This is a genomic window from Pseudonocardia xishanensis (genome assembly GCF_039541715.1).
Lineage (GTDB): Bacteria > Actinomycetota > Actinomycetes > Mycobacteriales > Pseudonocardiaceae > Pseudonocardia > Pseudonocardia xishanensis.
In genome coordinates, this window is record NZ_BAABGT010000028.1 from 1 (window position 1) to 18,711 (window position 18,711).

Genomic DNA, 18,711 nt, shown 5'->3' on the forward strand with positions numbered 1-18,711 from the left:
TCCGCGATGTCGCCCACCGCCACCAGCGCCGAGATCGCCATGCACCGCTCACCCGCCGAGCCGAATCCCGCGTTGATCGCCTGGTCCGCGGCCAGGTCGAGGTCGGCGTCGGGCAGGACGACCATGTGGTTCTTCGCCCCACCCAGCGCCTGCACCCGCTTGCCGTGCGCCGTGCCCGTCTCGTAGACGTACCGGGCGATCGGGGTCGAGCCCACGAAGCTGATGCTCTTCACATCGGGCGAGGTCAGCAACGCGTCGACAGCGACCTTGTCCCCGTTGAGCACGTTGAACACACCGTCGGGCAAACCCGCCTCGCGCCACAGCTCCGCGATCCACAACGCCGCCGTCGGGACCTTCTCCGACGGCTTGAGCACCACCGTGTTGCCCGCGGCGATCGCGACAGGGAAGAACCACATCGGCACCATCGCCGGGAAGTTGAACGGCGAGATGATCCCCACGACGCCGAGCGGCTGGCGGATCGACGCCACGTCCACGCCCGTCGAGGCGTTCTCCGTCGCTGAACCCTTCAGCAGATGCGGTGCGCCACAGGCGAACTCCACGACCTCCTGACCGCGTGCCACCTCACCCGCGGCGTCCGAGAGGACCTTGCCGTGCTCGGCGGTGATGATCGCCGCCAGCTCCGGAGCACGCGCATTCAACAGCTCCCGGAACCGGAAGAGCACGAGAGTGCGCTTGGCCAGCGAGGTGTCCCGCCACCCCGGGAACGCCGCCTTCGCCGCCGCGATCACGTCCGCGGCCTCCTCCGCCGACGCCAGCGGCAGCGACGCCGTGACCTCACCCGTCGCCGGGTTGGTCACGTCGGAGAACCGGCCCGACTTCCCGTCGACCTTCCGGCCGTCGGCCCAGTGGTAAAGCGTGGGGGTGCCGTCTAGCGGCCGCGTCGTGTCATGCACACCAAGATGAGATCTCAAGATCTCATCGTCGGCAACCCGGCAGATGGGTGGCGAACCTCCCCTCTGAACAGCAGTAACGTACTGGTAACACGATTCGGGCGTGGTGTCCGCGGGGAGCACTTGACACCTGTGCGGAGTCTGGGGGAGCTTTGCGATCTCAAGTAGTGCCTGCCTCTGGAGTGCTCATGACAGACCCCGCTGTGACCCCCACATCCTGCGACATCCTCGTGACCGCCGGGTGGGTGATCACGGTGGACGCCCAGCGGCGGATCGTGCGTGACGGTGCCGTCGCGGTCACCGACGGGGTCATCGTCGCCGTCGGCAAGGCCGTGGACCTGGACCGGGACTACCGCCCCGCCCGCCGCATCGACCGGCCGGACGCGGTAGTGCTCCCCGGCATGGCCAACGGCCACCGGCACCTGCTGTGCTGCGCGAAGGGCGCGATGCCCGAGGGTGGGACCACGCTGGAGTCGTTGCGACGCTTCATCTATCCGTCCTTCTCCTCCCTGGAGCCGGAGGACATGAACGTCTACGCGCGGCACGCCACCGCCGAGATGATCCGCAACGGCACCACGCTGTTCGAGGAGCCGGGCTGCAACCACATCGACGCCGTACTGCCCGCCATCGCGGAGTCGGGGATGCGGGCGCGCATCGGTCTGTGGACCTGGGACCAGCGCGGCTCGGGCGGCGATGCCGGTCTCCCGGACTGGCTCGCGCTCGACACGGCGGCCGCGATCAAGCGCCTCGAGCACGGCCTGGAGACGGTGCAGGCCTTCGGGAACGAGCGGATTCGCCCGGCCGTCTGCGTCGAGGGCGTGACCACCTGCTCGGACGAGCTGACGGTGGCCGCCGCCAGGCTGGCCGAGGAGTCGCAGACCCTCGCGGTGCAGCACAAGTCGACCAGCGAGCGGGAGGTGGCACTCGAGCTGCAGGTCTTCGGCGAGCGGCCGATCCAGCACACCGCCAGCATCAAGGCGCTCAACCCGTACACGCTGCTCAACCACGTCACCAGTCTCGACCTGGAGGATGTCGCGGCCATCGCGGACTCGGGTGCGACCGTCTCCTGGAACCCCAGCACCGCGCTCAAGCTGGCCAAGGGCACCACGCAGCACAGCAAGTGGCCGGAGCTGATCGCCGCGGGCGTCCCGATGGGCCTGGGCACCGACGCGGAGAACTGCTCCAACCACCAGGACATCTGCCGGGCCATCTACCTCGCGGCCCTCCTGCCGCGCGACGCCCGGGAGGACCCCACCGCCGTCAGCGCCGAGACCGCCGTGGAGCTCGGCACCCTGGGCGGCGCCCGTGCCCTGCGGTTCGACGACGTCACCGGTTCGCTGGAGGTGGGAAAGCAGGCCGACATCGTGGTCTTCGACACGAACGACTACGACTGGCGGCCGCTGCACAACCCCATCGCCAACCTCGCCTACGGCGTGACCGGCCACTCGGTCGACACGGTACTGATCGGCGGGAAGGTGGTGCTGGAGAACAAGAAGAGCACCGTGTTCGACGAGGACGCCCTGCGCGAGGAGGTCGAGGCCACCGATCGCCGCATCCTCAAGAAGATCGGCATCGACCCGGCGCCGGCCTGGCCGGTCGTCTGACACCCACCCTGGAAGGTTCCCCACATGTACGGCGGCGTCGCTCTCCAACCGGCCTACGAGCCGGACCGCTTCGTCTCGATGGTGAAGAGCGTGGAGGAGGCCGGCATCACCGACCTCTGGCTCACGGACTCCTCCCTGCACTCCCGCTACTGCTACTCGTACCTGACCCTGGCCGCGGTGAACACGAGCCGGATGCGGCTGGGCACCGCGGTCACCAACCCGGTGACCCGGGACCCGGCGATGGCAGCCGTCGGAATCTCGACGATCGACGAGATCTCCGGCGGCCGGGCCGTCTACGGCATCGGCGCGGGCGACCGACCGCTGGAGGCGCTCGGGCTCAAGCCCGCGCGCCTCGCGCTGCTGGAGGACTCGATCACCGCGGCCCGCAGGCTGTGGACGGGCGAGCACGTCGACATGCAGGCGCGCGGGTTCACCCTGGACGAGGCGCACCTGCGCTTCCCGGCCCGGCCGGACATCCCGGTCTACATCTCGGCGAGCGGGCCGAAGACCCTCGAGCTGGCCGGGCGGGTGGCCGACGGCGTCATCCTGCTCGCCGGCCTGCATTCTGACGGCCTCACCTACGCCCTGGAGCACATCGACCGCGGCGTGGACATGGCGGGCCGGGACGCGCGCCCGAAGATCACGGTCTTCGCCTACGGCGCGATCGACGAGGATGAGGACGTCGCTCTGGCGGCCGGGCGCACGATCGCCGCATGGTTCCCGATGACGGCGCCGGTCTACTGCGGGCTCGCGGGGCTCTCGCCGGAGCTGGTCGCGCAGGTCCGGGAGATGTACTCGGGCGGGGAGTTCCAGGAGGCCGAGAAGGCCGCCGCGCTCCTGCCGGACGACTTCGTGCGCCGGATGTCGCTGTCGGGCAACCGGGCCGCGGCCCGCGAGCACATCCGCACGCTCGACAAGCTCGGCATCGACAGCATGGCCGTCTTCCCCCTAGGCGGGGACGCCGACAGCAGGATCGCCACCGTCACCGCGTTCGCGGACTGTCTGCGGGACGAGGGCCATCTCTGATCCGCTCCCCGAGCACGACGAAGCCCCCGCAGCCGACCGGCTGCGAGGGCTTCGTCGTGGGAGGGGTCAGCTGCGTGCGGGCAGCGCCCGGCCGAGCATCGCGGGCGCCCGCACCCGTCGGGCCGAGGTGGCCAGCGCGACAAGGCTGAGCACGTAGGGCAGGCTCAGCCAGAACTGCGAGGGCAGGGTGAAGCCCGGGACGAGAGCGGCGCCCAGCCCGCCCACGGCGACGCACAGCACCGCGCCGAGCAGGACCCAGCGCAGCGGCGAGCCGGACCGGCGGGCCCGCCACACGCCGACGGCCGCGACCAGCACCCCGACGACGACCAGGGCGATCCACACCTGCTGCGGCACGGCGCCCATGGACTGCAGGCGCAGCTGCAGCGCGTCGGTGAAACCGAAGACCAGGCAGGCGGCCACGACGCCGTAGGGCCGCCACTGGCCGAAGACCACCGCGGCGAGGGCGAGGAAGCCGCGACCCGCCGTCATGTTCTCGGCGAACAGGCCGACCTGCCCCACGGACAGGAAGGCGCCCGCGAGCCCGGCGAGCGCGCCCGCTGCGAGCACGGCGCCCCACTGCACGCGTACCACGTCCACCCCGGTGGAGTCGAGGACCTCGGGCTTCTCGCCCGCCGAGCGCAGCCGCAGCCCGCGCCTGCTCCGGTAGAGCACCCAGGCGACCACTGGGCCGAGCACATAGGCGAGGTAGACCAGCGGGAGCTGGTGGAACAGCACCGGACCGATGCCGGGGATGTCCGACAGCAGCGGGACCGCGTAGGGCTCCATCTTCACCGTGGTGGGCTGCGTGCCCCCGAACTGCAGGCGGTAGAGAAACAGGGTCACGCCCGCGGCCAGCAGGTTCAGCGCCACCCCGACGACGATCTGGTCACCGCGCAGGGTGACCGACACGAAGGCCATGATCGCCCCGAGGACGAGCCCCAGCCCGATCCCGGCAGCCAGCCCCAGTCCCACGCTGCCGGTGGCGTACGCGGTCAGGAACGCCGCGTAGGCGCCGAAGAGCATCATGCCCTCGAGGCCGATGTTGATCACGCCGGCTCGCTCGGAGATCAGCTCGCCGAGCGCGGCGAGCAGCAGCGGGACGGAGAGCCGGATCGCCGCGGCGAAGAGGGCGACGTCGAACGGGTTCACGAGTGGGCTCCTTCGGAGACTCGCTCCTGCGGCTGTGCCGGGCGGGCGTCGGCCGGTCGCGAGCGGCGCCGGTCGACGAGCCACGCCGACCCGGTGACCAGCAGGATCACCACGGCCTGGGTCGCAGTGACCAGCCCGGACGAGATGCCGACGCGGGCCTCCAGCAGGCCGCCGCCCTGCCGCAGCGCGGCGAGCAGCAGCGCCGCCGGGATGCAGGCGAGCGGGTTGTTGCGGGCGAGGAGGGCGACGACGATGCCGTCGAACCCGTAGTTGGCGGAGAAGCCCGGGGCCAGGTTGCCCGCGGGCGCCGCCAGGACCAGCGACGATCCCGCGACGCCCGCGATCGCCGCCGAGGTGCACAGCGCTCCGACGCCGACGAGCCGGGTGCGGGTCCCGGTGGCCTTGGCAGCGGTCGGGTTCGCCCCGGTCAGCCGCAGCCGGTACCCCACGACGGTGCGGCGCAGCACGTATGCCGCGACCAGCACGAGGACGACGACCAGGACGATGTCCCAGCGCAGCGTGGTCCGTGCCAACAGCACCGGCCAGCGCGCGGAGTCGGCCACCGGGGAGGTCTGGCCGAGCGTGCCGGTCGGTTCCTCCAGCGGACCGTTGGCCAGCCAGGACACGGCCTGGGTCATGATCAGCGTGAGCAGCAGGGTCGCGATGAAGTCGTTGACCCCGCGACGGGCCCAGAGCCAGGCGGCGATGCCGCCGAGCGCCGCGCCACCGGCCGCCCCCGCGAGGACCGCGAGCGGCAGGTGTACCGCCATCGGCAGCCCGGAGAGGCTCAGCCCGACCACCGCCGCGGTGGTCCCGCCGGCGAGGATCTGACCCTCCAACCCGACGTTGAGCCGCCCTGCGCGCGAGGCGACGACCCAGCCGACGGCGGCGAGCACCAGCGGGACGAACTTGGTCAGGGTCGCGCCGAACTGCGCGGGGCTGCCGAATACGCCGTCCCACATCGCCCGCGCGGCGTCCCCGACCGGGGCCCCGCTCCACGCGATGACCAGCAGCGACGCGGCCAGCGCGAGGACGACGGCGAGCATACTGACGGCGGCACCGCGCAAGGCCCGCCGGTCGGCCCGCGGGATGAGCGCGGCGAGCCGTCTCATGAGGTCGCTCCTTCGCGGCCTGCGGCCATCAGCTCGCCGATCCGGTCCCGGGTGGCGTCGGCCGCGTCGAGCACGGCGACGACGCGGCCGGACGACATCACGGCGATGCGGTCGGACAGGGCGAAGATCTCGTCGAGCTCGGCGGAGACGAGCACGGTGGCGCCGCCCGCCGCCTTGTGCGCGTTGATCTGGGAGTGCACGAACTCGATCGCCCCGACGTCGAGCCCGCGGGTCGGTTGCGCGGCGACCAGCAGGTCCGGCTCGCCGTGCATCTCGCGGGCGAGGACGATCTTCTGCTGGTTGCCGCCGGACAGGCTGGCGACCGGGGTGTCGAGGCCGGTCGTCCGCACGTCGAAGCGCGCGACGAGGTCGGCGCAGTGTCGGCGGATGCGGGCGGGGCGCAGGACCCCGAGCCGGGAGAAGACGCGCTCGCCGATGGCCCGCATCATCAGGTTGTCGGTGACCGACAGCGGGAGCGCCAGCCCGTCGGCGTGCCGGTCCTCCGCGATCGTCCCCGTGCGGCCCGGGCCGCGGCCCGTGCGGGCGGTGACGGTCACCGAGCCCGAGGTGGGGGAGCGTACGCCCGAGATCAGGTCGGCCAGCTCGCTCTGCCCGTTGCCCTCCACACCCGCGATCCCCAGCACCTCGCCGCCGCGCACCTGCAGGTCGACCGGCCCGAGGTCGCGGTCGCCACGGTAGGCCCGGAGGGCGAGTCCGGAGACGTCGAGCACCACGGGGCCGGGGGCCACGAGGGGCCGCTCGGTGCGCAGCACCACGTCCCGGCCAACCATCATCCGGGCGAGCTCCTCGGGTGGGGTGGACCCGACCTCGACCGTGTCGACGACGCGGCCCCCGCGGATGACCGTGCAGCGGTCGGCGACGGCCGCGATTTCCCCGAGCTTGTGGGTAATCAGCACGATCGCCAGCCCCGAGGCGGCGAGCGCGGCGAGGACCTCGGCGAGGCGATCCCACTCGGCGGGCGACAGCACCGCGCTCGGCTCGTCGAACAACAGCACCCGCGCGTCGCGCAGGAGGCACTTCAGGATCTCGATGCGTTGCCGCTCTCCTACCGGCAGGGTCTCCACCGGGACGTCCGGACGCACCGGCATGCCGTGCCGCTCGCCGATCTCAACGAGCCGGGCGCGGATCGACGCGGCGTCGTAGCGCCCGTTGGCGCCCTCGGCGAGCGCGACGTTCTCGGTCGCGGTCATGTCCGGGACCAGCATGAAGTGCTGGTGCACCACACCGATCCCGGCGGCCCGGGCGGCCTGCGGGTCCCCGTCCGGGAGCGGCCTGCCGCCGACGAGCACCTCTCCGGAGTCCGGCCGCACCAGGCCGGAGAGGATCTTGACCAGGGTCGACTTGCCGGCCCCGTTCTCGCCGAGCAGGGCGAGGATCTCGCCGGGCCGGACGTCGAGGTCGATCGCGTCATTCGCGACCAGGGTGCCGTACCGCTTCGTCACCGCACGCGCCGACAGCGCCGGTGGAGCGGCGCTGTCGGGCGTGCGAGCCGGGGCCGGCATCGTCACCCGCCCTGGGGCAGGGTGATGGCCCCGGAGTTCAGCTTGGCGGTGGTGTCGGCGACGACCGACTCGTACTGCGTGGCCGAGGGGCACAGCTTGAGCGCCTGCACGGCCGGGTCGTCGAGGGCGTAGAAGCGCGGGTCCGTGGGCAGGGTGCCCGCCTTGTAGTCCTCGAGGACGTGGCCGACCATGACCCTGGTGTCCTGGAACGCGTAGCCGATCAGCGCCGGGGACTCCTCGCACCGGTCGGTCGTCGGGTTGAAGACCTTCACGTCCTTGCCCGACTCGGTGACCGCGTCGAGCACGCCGGGCAGGCCGGCGTCCTGGAAGGCGTAGATCACGTCGGCGCCGTTCGCGATCTGCGCGGCGGTCGCCTCCTTGGCCTTGGCGGCATCGCTGAGCGAGCCGACGGTCACCGAGGCCACGTTGATGTTCGGCTCGACCGACTTGGCGCCGGCCGCGAAGTCGATCGAGGACTGCGAGTTCGGCGGGATGTCGGTGCCGCCGACGTAGCCGACGGTGCCCGTCGCGCTCTCCTGCGCGGCGACGACGCCGGCGACGTAGGCCGGGACGCCCTGGCGGGTGGCGTAGGTGTGCAGGTTCGGCACGCCGGTCTGGACCACCCCGGACATCACGAAGGTGACGTCGGGGAACTGCGGGGCGACGGTGTTGCCCGCCGAGACCAGTGAGCTGCCGCCTGCGATGATCAGCTGGTTGTCCGCGGCGAGGTTGGTCAGCGCGTCGATCGCGGCCTGCGGGGAGCCGACGTTGTCGACGACCGAGACGGTCATCCCCTCGCGGTCCGCGACGGCCTGCACGCCGTCGAGGTAGGACTGGTAGAAGGCCTTGTCGTTGCGCGGCCCGGCGAGCACCACGCCGACCTTCGTCGGCGCTCCGGAGGCCGCGGTCTCCGGCGCGGCCGTCGACCCGCCGCTCGAACAGGCGCTGAGCACGAGCGCGGCGCCGAGGACGGGGGCGGCGAGCACGCGGGTGCTGCGCAGCCACGAAGGCACTCGGATCATTGTCTCTCCTTCTGCGCGACCGTTCAGCCCGGCTGCTGAGATCTTGAGATCGCATTTAGTGTTCAGGATCGTGTCCGCGCAGCCGGGAGCGCGTCAAGACATGCAGCGATGCGTAACCAGCACGCAACATCGAGCCTGCTGAGCGCTGCTTGACGTGACCTCGGCCGCACTTGACAGTAGGTGGGTAGGCCCCCCAAATTTGAGATCTCAAATCGACGTGGGAGTGCAATGGAGAAGTCAGCAGCGGTCGAGCAGGCCCTCGCGAGCATCGACGAGGACCGGGTGGTGTCCCTGGTCCAGGACGTCTGCCGCATCCCGAGCGTGCTCGGCGACGAGCTCGCCTTCGCGCAGTACCTGGTCGACGTCATGAAGGACTCGAGCTTCTCCGACGTCCGGCTGCAGGACGTGCTGCCCGACCGGCCGAACGCCATCGGCGAGCTGGACTTCGGCGCAGGCCCCCGGGTCGTCCTGACCGGGCACATGGACACCAAGCCCGAGTCCATCGGCTGGACCGACACCACCCCGTACTCCGGCGAGCTGATCGACGGCCACGTCTACGGCCACGGGATCATGGACATGAAGGCGGCGCTGCTCTGCCAGATCGTCGCCGCCGAGGCGGTCCGCGCCTCCGGGGTGCCGGTGTCCGGCAGGCTCGGCTTTGCCGGCGTCAGCGACCACATGGGCGACCAGCTCGGCTCGATCCGCTACTTCGACGAGTACACCGCGGACCTCTGCGTGCTCGGCGAGCTCTCGGACAACGAGATCTACCTCGGCCACCGCGGCCGCTACTACTTCGACATCACCGCGCAGGGCAAGAGCGCGCACACCTGCCACAAGCCGCTCGCCGTGAACGCGAACATGCTGGCCGCCAAGGCGATCCTCGAGCTCGACGCCTCCCGGCTCACACCCGAGCTTGAGCCGTGGGTGCGCGACCTGTTCGGCGAGGAGACCTACATGGCGCCGGGGCGGGTGTACGGCGGCCTGCCGCCGGGCGGCCCGTCGATGATCCCGGACGAGTGCGTGATCCGGCTGGACTGCCGCCCGCAGCCCGGGGTGTCGGTGGAGACCGTGCGGGCCGAGCTGGACCGCTGCCTCGACGCGGTGAAGGCCGCCGACCCGCGCTTCGCCGCGCAGGTCGAGCTCGCCGACGTCAAGTCCGGGTACGTCGCCGACCCGCAGAGCCTCGTCGTCGAGACGATGATCGACGCGGTCCGGCGAGTCCGTGGCACCGAGCCGACCCTGCAGGCCGCGGGCTGGCTCGGCGACACCGCCAGCTTCGGCGAGCAGATCCCGACCGTGATCTTCGGCCCGGGCGGCGAGCCGGTCTACTGCCCCAACGAGCGGCTGTCGGTCTCCGACATCGTCGAGGCCACGAAGGTCTACACCGCCTTCGCCACCCTGGCGCTGCTGAAGTGAGCGCACCGGCCGCCGCCGCCCCGTCGTTCGAGCATCTGCTGGAGCGGCCGGACCTGGTGTGGATGGGGCAGAACACGACCCACCTCGAGCCGCCGGTCGAGGTGCTCGCCGCGCTCGAGGAGAGCATCCGGCGCCGCGAGTTCCAGCTCTACGCCCCGGCGCTGGGCTTCGAGCAGCTGCGCGAGCTGATCGTCGAGGACCTCGGGCTGCCCGGGGCGGACGTCTGGGTCACCGACGGCGCGGTCGGCGGTCTGCACCACATCTGTACCGGCCTGGCAGGCTCGATCTCCCGGATCGTCACGAGCGACCCGGGGTGGCCGTGGCCGGCGCGCTTCGCCGGGCTGGAGGGCGTGCCCGCCACCACACTGGACCTGTACTCCGCCGAGCAGGGCTACAAGATCACAGCGGCACAGATCGCCGAGGTGATCGAGCCCCGCTCACTGGTCTACCTGATCGACCCGCTCAACCCGCTCGGCAGCCGCTACACCCGCGACGAGCTCGTCGCGATCACCGACCTGGCGCGCGAGACCGGCTCGCTCGTCGTGCACGACTGCACCTACCGGCACTTCGCCACCGACCACACCCTCGCGGCGGAGCTATACCCGGAGGGGACGTTCACCACCTACTCGTTCTCCAAGTGGCTCGGCCTCGCCGGGCTGCGCCTCGGCGCGGTCGTGGCAGTGCCGGAGCTGCTCTCCCGGCTGACCGCCGTCCCGTCGAACCCGTTGGGCGCCAACATTCAGGCCCAGCGCGCGGCGATCGCCGGGCTGACGGTCAAGGAGCCGTGGCTCGCCCGCGTCCGAGGCGCCAACGAGGCGAACCAGCGCACCGTCCGCGCCGCAGTCGAGCGCAGCGGTCTCGGCAAGCTCGTGGTGTACCCCTCGCACGGCAACTTCGTGGCCGTGGACATCGCGGACAGCGGCTGGTCCGCCGACGCGCTGTGCGCCGCGATGCTGGAGCGGGACGTGTTCATCCGCCCCGGCACCTACCAGTCGCCGCGCTTCGGCGAGCGGTTCGTGAAGGTCAGCACCTCAGTCCCCGAGGAGTGGGGCGAGCGGTTCGCCGCAGCGTGGGCCGACCTGTCCACGCCCGGAGCGGCTCGATGAGTGGGTACGTCGAGCTCGACGCCGAGGAGTACCGCGCGGCGTCCGGGCTGGAGTTGGGGCGCCGGGTGGCCGCCGGGGAGCTCTCCCCGGTGCACCTCGCCGAGCTGGCCCTGGGCCTGGCCGCGGAGGCCGAGCCTGCGCTGAACGCCTACGCCGTCCTGCATCCCGAGCGCGCTCGGGCGGTCGCCGCCGAGCGCGAGGCGGAGGTGCGGGCGGGCCGGGTGCGCAGCCCGCTGCACGGGGTGCCGATCGCGGTGAAGGACAACATGCTGGAGGCGGGGCTCCCCGCCGGGAAGGGCTCGCGGACCAGCCCGGAGACCCCCGCCACAGAGTCCTCGCCGATGGTGGGCAGGCTCGTCGACGCGGGCACCGTGGTCATCGGGCGCACTACTACCCCGGAGTTGGGGTGGAAGGGCACGGGGATCTCGCCGCGCACCGGGGTGACCCGCAACCCGTGGGACCCGACCCGCAACTCCGGTGGCTCGAGCGCGGGCTCCGGCACGACCGTCGGCAGCGGGGCGGTGCCCATCGCCACCGGCACCGACGCGGGCGGATCGGTCCGGATCCCCGCCGCGTTCTGCGGGGCCGTCGGGCTCAAGCCGACGCTCGGCGCGATCCCGGTGTGGCCGGGCACGGTCAACGAGAACCTCTCGCACGCCGGGCCGATCACCCGCGACGTCCGGGACGCCCGGGCCGTCCTCGACCTCACCCGGGGGCCCGACGCGCGCGACCCCCAGTCGTACTGGTCCCGTCCGCCCGGCCCCGGCGGCGGGCGCCGATTGCGCGTCGGCCTCGTCCGCGCGCCGTTCGGCATCGCGCCGGAGGCGCAGGTCGGCCGGGTCGTCGATCCCGCCCTCGACGCGCTCGTGGCGGCGGGCGGCGCCGAGTACCGCGAGGTCGAGCTACCCGCGGCGCTGCCGCGGGCGGTGTTCGAGGCGCTCTGGGTGACCGGGCGGGGCCTCGGGTTCCGCGACCTCGCCCGCGAGCACGCCGCCGACATGGACCCGGGCCTGGTCCGGCTGGGTCCCCTCGCCGAGGCCTACAGCCTGGCCGACTACTACGAGGCGCTGACCGCCCGCCGCGCGTTCAACGCCGCGCTGGCCGGGGTGCTCGACGAGTGGGACCTGCTCGTCATGCCCACGATGCCGCTGACCGCCTTCGCCGCCGACGCGGAGGTGCCCGAGGGCGGCGAGGCGGACGCGCCGCTGCCGTGGATCACCTGGACCCCGTACACGTACCCGTTCAACATCACCGGCCAGCCCGCGGTCACCCTGCCGTGCGGCTTCGCGACGGACGGGCTGCCGGTCGGGCTGCAGGTCGTGGGCCCGTGGGCGCACGACGACCGGGTCCTTGACCTGGCCGTCCACGCCCAGGACGTCCTCGGTCCGGCCCCCGCGGCCCCGCGGCTGCGAGAATCACGAAGTTAACGGCCGTGGGCCTTTCGTCACCGCGAACCGGCCACGCAGAGTGCAAGGTTGTACCACCAGGATCACCGGCGACCCCGTCCCGCCGGGGGAGTGCGAAGGACAAGACGATCATGAAGCCGAGTGTGGACACGCCCCCGTCGTCGAAGGCGTCCACCCGCAGGTCGACACCCGACTTCACCGGGCTGACCCTGCCGGCGCCCGGCGCGGACACCCACCTCCAGATCAAGGAGGTCGTCTACCGCCGCCTGGTCCGGGCGATCGTCGAGCTGGAGCTCGAGCCGGGCACCCAGCTGCGCGAGCGCCAGCTCGCCGAGCAGATGGGGGTCAGCAAGACCCCCATCCGGGAGGCGCTGGTCCGGCTGGAGAAGGAGGGCCTGGTCACCGTCGCGCCCTACCGCGGCGCGATCGTCCGCGGCTACACCCACGCCGACATCCGCGAGATCTACGAGCTGCGTGAGCTGTTGGAGGGTTTCTGCGCGCGGCGGGCGGCCATGCAGATCAGCGACGGCGACGAGGCGGACCTGCGAGCCAACGTGCGACAGAGCCGCGGGCAGCTCGACGCGGGCGAGTTGGACGGCATCCCCGCGCTGTTCGACGTCTTCGACCGCATCCTCTACCGGCAGGCGGCCGGGCACAGGATCGGCGGCATGCTCGTCGAGCTCGACGCCCACCTCGAGCGCCTCGGCAAGCTCACGGTCGCGGTGCCCGGCAGGCTCGACGCCTCGGTCCGCCAGCACGAGGAGATCGTCACCGCCATCACCAAGCGGGACCCGGCCGCCGCCGAGGCGGCGTGTCGGGAGCACATCCGCAGTGTCTTCGCCGACCTGGTCAACGCGTTGCCGGACGATTGACGCGCATCATCGCCCGGCCCGGGCGTCGCATCCCTGACTCGGATCCAGTCGGCGGTGACGTGGCGGCGACCGCGACGCTGTTCGTTGTCTCCCAGGATCGGCCCAGTCTCCGGGCGACCGCGGCGACGGTTGCCCTATCGATCGCAAGAAGCACTGCGACACATACTGAGCCGAGACGCAGCCTCTGCCAAACCCGTTCGCGGCCGGGATAGCTCGGCCCGCCGGGCATGAACAGCTGACTCCCTTGCGGGAGTCTCCGTTCAGTAAGCGTTGACTTCGAGCCTCAGAATCTGAACTCAGACCGAGAACGGGAGGCTCTGACCTGCCGGATGAGTACACCGCCTCGGACTTGAACCGAGAACCCGCTGGAGGGGAGTCGGGTGATCCGCCACCTGCCCCGATCCTCGTTCATGCTGGTCAGGGGTGCTCTCCGGGTTCAGTCGATCATCAGTGGAGTTGCCTGTTCGCCACGGTGATCTGTCGTAAGCGGTGACCAAAACGGTGACCTGAGCATGGAGCCGAATCACGTTAGCGCGGTAGCGAGTGAGCCCGCGGAGAAGCCAGCCGCAGGATCTGTCTCGGTTCATGTTCGGGGCTGACCGCGACAGCAGGGTCAACGATCTCGTTCGGTGGGCTCGAGGTCCGTCAAGGTCACCAGACCATCCTCAAGGGCGCGCTTGACCATCTCCGCCTTGCTCCGTGCAGGCCGACCGCGGGAGGCGTACTTCACCTCTGGGACCGCCCGGACGACCAGGGCGCCCGGGCGAAGGCGGTGCTCTACAACGCCGCGACCGCGATCACGATGATCTTCGGGGTCGCCTGCATGTACGTGCTCCTCTATCTCGTGGGGCTGCTCGCGGCGCTCGCGTTGATCGATCCCGGCTACTTCTCCTCGCAGCTGCAACGGCCCGCGTCGTTCGGCAGCTATCTCAAGCTCGTGTGGCTGGCGAGCTCGGTCGGAATCGTGGCCGGGGCGCTGGGCTCCAGCCTCGAGAGCGAGGACGCCGTTCGAAAGGCCACGTACGGCAGGAGGGAGCTCGAGCGGCAACGCGGCCGTGATCGGCCATGAACGATGACCGAGGCGGCTACTCCGGCGGTTCGGGTCTCCTGTGACCCGGTGTCGTCCGGCGACGCAGCCAGGTCGTGGTCCCGGCCGCGAGGCCGCGGGACTTGGGCGCCATCCTCGACCGTGTCACCGTCGCCCTGGTCAGGCAGCGGCCTCGTGGAGGCTGCTGTCGGCGAAGGATGTCACGGGTCGGTGCATTCCGCGGCCTCTCAGCTGAACGGGGTTGAGGCGTTGCTCATTCTGGCCGCGGCCGGTCCCCGCCCAGCGCGCGGGTCAGCAACTCCCGCACCGCGGCGGCGTCGAGAGGGCGGGGGTTCGCGTAGGGGGAGGCGAGGGCGAGCTCTGTCGCGCGGGCGACGTCGGAGGCGCGGAACCCCAGGGCCCCCAGGGAGGTCGGTCCGCACAGGTCGGCGATCAGCCGCTGCAGTCGGTCCGCGGGGTCGGGCCCGCCGAGGACCCGGCGGAAGACCTCGGCGTCCGCGGGGGCGTTGAAGGCGAGCACGTGGGGGAGGAGCACGGTGTGGACCTCGGCGTGCGGCAGGCCGAACGTCCCGCCGAGGGTGTGGGCCAGCTTGTGGTGCAGCGACATCGTGGTGGCGTCCAGGACGGTGCCGCACAGCCAGGCACCGTGCAGGGCGGCGTCGGCGTGCTCGGCGAGCGTCGGACCGGAGCCTGGTGCGAGTCCCTGGAGGACCCGCACCAGGACGGTCGCGCCTTCTGCGGCGAGGACGTCCGTCAGCGGGGTGCGGTCCGGCGCCCAGAGGGCCTCGACGGCATGGGCGAGGGCGTTGACCAGGCTGGGCACGGCCCGGGCCACCGTTAGCGCGGCGGCCAGGTCCGGGTCGTAGACGAGGACGCGGGGTGCCACCGCCGGGTCCTTCCCCGTGCGCTTCACTCCGCCCTCGGTCAGGCCCCAGACGCGCGTGGCCTCCGATCCCGACAGGGTGGTCGGCACGGCCAGCACGGGCACCGGGCGGTGCAGGGCCACGGCCTTCGCCAGGCCGATGGCGGAGCCGCCACCCACCGCGACACAGGCGTCGATCCGGTGCTCGTCCGCCAGCGCGCGGGCGGCGACGGCCTGCTCGATCGGCACGTGCATCCGCGGGTCGGTGACGCGGGCGGCGAGCGACCCGGCGAGGGCGCGGGCGACGCCGTCCCCGTGCCGGGCGCTGCCGACCAGCAGCACCCGCCGCGCGCCCAGCCTGTCGATCTCGGCGGGCACTTCGGCGACGGCCCCGCGGCGCAGCACCACCCGCAGTGCCCGCTGCTCGTGGACGAACCCCTGCTCAGCAGGCATGGAGGCGGATCTGGACGTCGGCGTGGCGGAAGGGGACGGGCAGACCGTGGCGTTCGGCGAGCCCGGGGTCCGTCACGGTCGGGAAGTCCAGGACGAGGCTGTCCTTCACCCCGAACACGGCGTCGGAGTCCAGATAGGGCGATCCGGCGACGAAGAGATGGGTCGTCAGCGGGGCGCACCCGGCCGCCTCGGCGATGACGTGGATGTGGGCGGGTCGGTAGGGATGGCGGCCGGTGGCAGTGAGCAGGCGCCCGACCGGGCCGTCGGTGGGGATGGGGTAGGCGGCCGGGAGGATCGTCCGGAACTCGAAGTGGCCCTCGTCGTCGCAGGTGAACAGGCCTCGCAGCGTGCCCTGGTCCAGCGACTCCGAGACCTGGACGTCGTAGTAACCGGTCGCGTCCGCCTGCCAGATGTCGACCACCGCCCCGGGCACTGGTCGGCCGTCCGTGGTGAGGACCCGTCCGGTGACGAGCGTGGGCTCGCCCTCCGACGCGCCCGAGATGTCGTCGCCGAGCGCCCGCGGCGGCGAGTCGACCATGTGGAAGGGACCGAGCACGGTGGACTCGGTCCCCTCGTCGGCTCGGTGGGTGAGTGCGTCGACCAGCATGGACATCCCGAGGACGTCCGAGAGCAGGACGAACTCCTGGCGCACGGCACTGCACGTCTGCCCGGTCCGGGTGAGGAAGTCGATCGCCGCGTCCAGCTCGGGCTGGACCAGGTCCACCTCCTTGGCGAAGGCGTGCAGGTGGCGCACCAGGGCGGTGAGCAGCTCGCGCAGCCGCGGGTCCGGGGTGGCGGCGAACGCCTGCGCCACCACCTCGGCCGAGCGTTCCTCGGAGAAGAGCAGGGGGGACGTGGTCACCGGTGGGTACCTCCTCGTCGGTGCGGGAACGGTCAGAGCCGGAGCTGCTCGGCCGCCGGCCCGCCCTCGAGCCAGGCGATGCGCTCCCGCAGCGCCCGCACACTGTCCTCCGGCTGGACCACGACGAAGAACCGCTCCTCCCGGACGGCGTCGACCACCAGCCCGGCGACGTCGGCGGGATCGAGCCCGACCTGGTCGCTGACGGCCCGGATCGTGTCGAGGATCCGGGTGCGCGCCGCGTCCTGCTCGGTCGACGGGACACCGGCGGGGCGGTTGCGCTCGGACTCCGACATCCGGGTGCGGGCGATCGGGGCGAGGAAGGACACCCGGACCGGGTCCCCCGCCGCGCGCAGCTCCATGTCCAGGCTCTCGGACAACCCGAGCACCGCGAACTTGGACGTGATGTACGGGGCGAACGTGGGCAGGCTCGCGGAGAACGACGCCCCCGACCCGGTGTTCACGATGTGCGCCTCGACCTGGCGGCGCAGCAGCGGGAGGAAGATGCGGCACCCGTGCAGCACCCCCCACAGGTTGACGTCGAGGACCCACCTCCAGCTCTCGGCCGGGATCTCGGCGAAGGTCCCGCCCGTCTCGACGCCGGCGTTGTTGCACAGCAGGTGGACCCCGCCGAACGCGTCCAGGGTGGCGTCGGCGAGGGCCTGCATCTCGGACTCGTGGCGTACGTCCGTGCGCACGCCGAGGACCTCCGCCCCGCCCGCCCGGAGGCGTTCGACGGCCGCCTTGAGTGGTATCTCCTCGACGTCGGCGAGGACGACCTTCATCCCCTCGGCGGCGAACCGCTCGGCCAGGCCGAGGCCCACCCCGCTCGCCGCCCCCGTGACGACGGCGACCTTGTCCCGCAACGACTTCATGCTGTCCTCTCCTCGGGTGCCGGGCTCAGATCCCGGCCGGCCGTGCCGCGGGCTCGACTGAGCGGGCGGGGAACCGGCCGGGGATCGTCGAGACGTCGAACCTCTCGTTGCGCACCGGGTCGACCAGGTAGGGGAACCGGGCGACGGTCGCCCGGATCTCCTTCTGGACCGTGCCGGGGTCCCCCCACAGCACGACGACCTCGGTGCCCTCCTGCGCGTGCGCGGTCTGCACGGTCGCCAGGGACAGCATCTCCCGGGAGTGGCCGCTGAAGCACCGCCCGGAGGACGTACCGACGTCCTCGCCGCCGACCAGCACCTTGTCCGCCCACAGGCTCTGCAGGTGCTGAGGATCGCCGACCTCGTACATGAAGTGGTTCGGGATCGACATCTCCTGGTGCGCCGGGCCGGGCCCGAACTGGGAGCGGTACACCTCCGCGACGTCGTCGGGGTTCCAGACGAGCGTGACCATGCGGGTGGCGTCGGCGGCGGCCACCCGCTCCAGCGCCGCCCGGCCGACGAAGTCGTGGTCGAACTTGACCATGTGCCCCCACCCCAGGTCGTAGGGGGTGCGGTGGCGGCGGTCCATGTCCTCCCCGACGCTGCCGTGCAGCCGCAGGTGCTTGCCGATCGGCGGGAAGCCGAGTGCGGCGAAGAACGCCTGCAGGTCCTCGTCGTCCCCCCAAGCGAGGGGGAAGTGGTAGTAGGCCTGGCCGAAGCCGCCCTCGGTGTGCTGGCACATGTAGGCCTGCACGCCCATCCGGCGGATGCCGTACTCCTCGCCCGCCGCCATGAGCGCCGAGTAGACCGGGATCGCCCCCTCGACGGGCCCGTGCAGCTCGTAGGCCAGCGTGCCGGACATGCCGATCCGGACGATGCGGACCTCCGCTCCCGCGACCGAGGTGAGGCGGTGGCGGAGGAACGCGATGTCGTGCAGGTCCTCACCGGTGGCCGCCTCGAGGACCTCCAGGGACCGGGGACCGCTCAGCTGGAACAGGAAGACCCGCCCGGTGAGGTCCTCGGCGGTCACGTCCAGGTCGGGGCGCTGCGCGAGCCGGTACCCGAGATAGGGCGCCAGCCAGTAGCTGACGAAGTCGTCCTCGGCGAGGCGGAGCAGCATCCCGTGGGCGGCCACGCGGCCCTGCTCGTCGGTCATGATCGCGTGGCGGGACGCGCCGACGCGGAACTTGGCGAAGCTGTTCACGCAGACGCTGGACAGGAACTCGAGGGCGTCGGGGCCGGTCAGGCGCAGGGTCGGCGACGGGTTCAGGTGGCCGTGCAGCGAGACGGTCGTCTTGCCGGCGGCGGTCTCGTCCCGCCATCCCGTGTACTCCCAGGCCTCGGCGTCCCCGCCGAAGTTCCAGGCGGCCGTCTCGTAGAACTGCACCGTCGGGTCGTAGGGGACGAACGGGGTGTGCGGGAAGGTCGGCAGCTGCGGGGTCTCGGTCATGGCGAACCTCCGTGGGCGTG

16 protein-coding genes are annotated in these 18,711 nt (G+C 71.9%); 7 read left to right on the forward strand and 9 right to left on the reverse strand.

Annotated features, from left to right (window positions below; genetic code table 11):
• On the reverse strand, window positions 1–914 hold a 914-nt coding region (locus ABD993_RS10635; protein WP_345415309.1), incomplete at its 3' end, for an aldehyde dehydrogenase family protein.
• Window positions 915–1,099: 185 nt separating this feature from the next.
• Here ABD993_RS10635 and ABD993_RS10640 point away from each other — a divergent pair.
• Both ABD993_RS10640 and ABD993_RS10645 read left to right on the forward strand, forming a co-directional pair.
• On the forward strand, window positions 1,100–2,515 hold the full coding sequence (locus tag ABD993_RS10640) for an amidohydrolase family protein (RefSeq protein WP_345415313.1): 1,416 nt from the start codon (window positions 1,100–1,102) through the stop codon (window positions 2,513–2,515).
• Between the two features lie 24 nt (window positions 2,516–2,539).
• Window positions 2,540–3,541, forward strand: coding sequence for an LLM class flavin-dependent oxidoreductase (locus ABD993_RS10645; protein ID WP_345415316.1), 1,002 nt, complete (start codon window positions 2,540–2,542; stop codon window positions 3,539–3,541).
• Between the two features lie 66 nt (window positions 3,542–3,607).
• Here the strand turns inward: ABD993_RS10645 and ABD993_RS10650 are convergent, their stop codons facing one another.
• The 4 genes from ABD993_RS10650 to ABD993_RS10665 all read right to left on the reverse strand — a co-directional run bounded on the left by ABD993_RS10650 (window position 3,608) and on the right by ABD993_RS10665 (window position 8,347).
• Entirely contained in the window at window positions 3,608–4,690 is a 1,083-nt protein-coding gene (locus ABD993_RS10650; protein ID WP_345415319.1) for an ABC transporter permease, read from the reverse strand.
• Window positions 4,687–5,802, reverse strand: a complete 1,116-nt coding sequence (locus ABD993_RS10655) for an ABC transporter permease (RefSeq protein ID WP_345415322.1) — start codon at window positions 5,800–5,802, stop codon at window positions 4,687–4,689. The genes ABD993_RS10650 and ABD993_RS10655 overlap by 4 nt, the downstream gene beginning before the upstream one ends.
• Window positions 5,799–7,265, reverse strand: coding sequence for an ABC transporter ATP-binding protein (locus ABD993_RS10660; protein WP_345415325.1), 1,467 nt, complete (start codon window positions 7,263–7,265; stop codon window positions 5,799–5,801). The genes ABD993_RS10655 and ABD993_RS10660 overlap by 4 nt, the downstream gene beginning before the upstream one ends.
• Before the next feature lie 62 nt (window positions 7,266–7,327).
• Complete coding sequence (locus ABD993_RS10665) at window positions 7,328–8,347, reverse strand: BMP family protein (protein ID WP_345415328.1); 1,020 nt, start codon at window positions 8,345–8,347, stop codon at window positions 7,328–7,330.
• Between the two features lie 228 nt (window positions 8,348–8,575).
• Between ABD993_RS10665 and ABD993_RS10670 the strand changes: the two genes are divergently transcribed.
• From ABD993_RS10670 to ABD993_RS10690, 5 genes are all read left to right on the forward strand, one after another.
• A complete protein-coding gene (locus tag ABD993_RS10670; RefSeq protein WP_345415331.1) occupies window positions 8,576–9,763 on the forward strand; it encodes a M20 family metallopeptidase in 1,188 nt (395 codons plus the stop codon).
• Window positions 9,760–10,869: a pyridoxal phosphate-dependent aminotransferase gene (locus tag ABD993_RS10675; protein WP_345415334.1), complete on the forward strand. Its 1,110-nt coding sequence runs from the start codon at window positions 9,760–9,762 to the stop codon at window positions 10,867–10,869. The genes ABD993_RS10670 and ABD993_RS10675 overlap by 4 nt, the downstream gene beginning before the upstream one ends.
• Window positions 10,866–12,296, forward strand: coding sequence for an amidase family protein (locus ABD993_RS10680; protein WP_345415337.1), 1,431 nt, complete (start codon window positions 10,866–10,868; stop codon window positions 12,294–12,296). The genes ABD993_RS10675 and ABD993_RS10680 overlap by 4 nt, the downstream gene beginning before the upstream one ends.
• A gap of 110 nt (window positions 12,297–12,406) precedes the next feature.
• Window positions 12,407–13,147, forward strand: a complete 741-nt coding sequence (locus ABD993_RS10685) for a GntR family transcriptional regulator (RefSeq protein WP_345415340.1) — start codon at window positions 12,407–12,409, stop codon at window positions 13,145–13,147.
• Between the two features lie 772 nt (window positions 13,148–13,919).
• A complete protein-coding gene (locus ABD993_RS10690) occupies window positions 13,920–14,216 on the forward strand; it encodes a hypothetical protein (protein WP_345415342.1) in 297 nt (98 codons plus the stop codon).
• 232 nt (window positions 14,217–14,448) lie between these two features.
• Here the strand turns inward: ABD993_RS10690 and ABD993_RS10695 are convergent, their stop codons facing one another.
• Genes ABD993_RS10695 through ABD993_RS10710 form a run of 4 tightly spaced genes read right to left on the reverse strand, consistent with a single transcriptional unit; the run spans window position 14,449 to window position 18,691 of the window.
• Window positions 14,449–15,510, reverse strand: coding sequence for a maleylacetate reductase (locus ABD993_RS10695; RefSeq protein WP_345415344.1), 1,062 nt, complete (start codon window positions 15,508–15,510; stop codon window positions 14,449–14,451).
• Window positions 15,500–16,372 (reverse strand): dioxygenase family protein, encoded by an 873-nt coding sequence (locus tag ABD993_RS10700; protein WP_345415347.1) that lies wholly within the window; start codon window positions 16,370–16,372, stop codon window positions 15,500–15,502. Before ABD993_RS10700 ends, ABD993_RS10695 begins: the two co-directional genes overlap by 11 nt.
• A 32-nt stretch (window positions 16,373–16,404) precedes the next feature.
• Window positions 16,405–17,244 carry an SDR family NAD(P)-dependent oxidoreductase gene (locus ABD993_RS10705; protein ID WP_345415350.1) on the reverse strand — a complete coding sequence of 280 codons (840 nt, stop codon included), beginning with the start codon at window positions 17,242–17,244 and terminating at the stop codon, window positions 16,405–16,407.
• Between the two features lie 25 nt (window positions 17,245–17,269).
• Window positions 17,270–18,691, reverse strand: coding sequence for a hypothetical protein (locus ABD993_RS10710; protein ID WP_345415353.1), 1,422 nt, complete (start codon window positions 18,689–18,691; stop codon window positions 17,270–17,272).
• Window positions 18,692–18,711 lie beyond the last annotated feature (20 nt).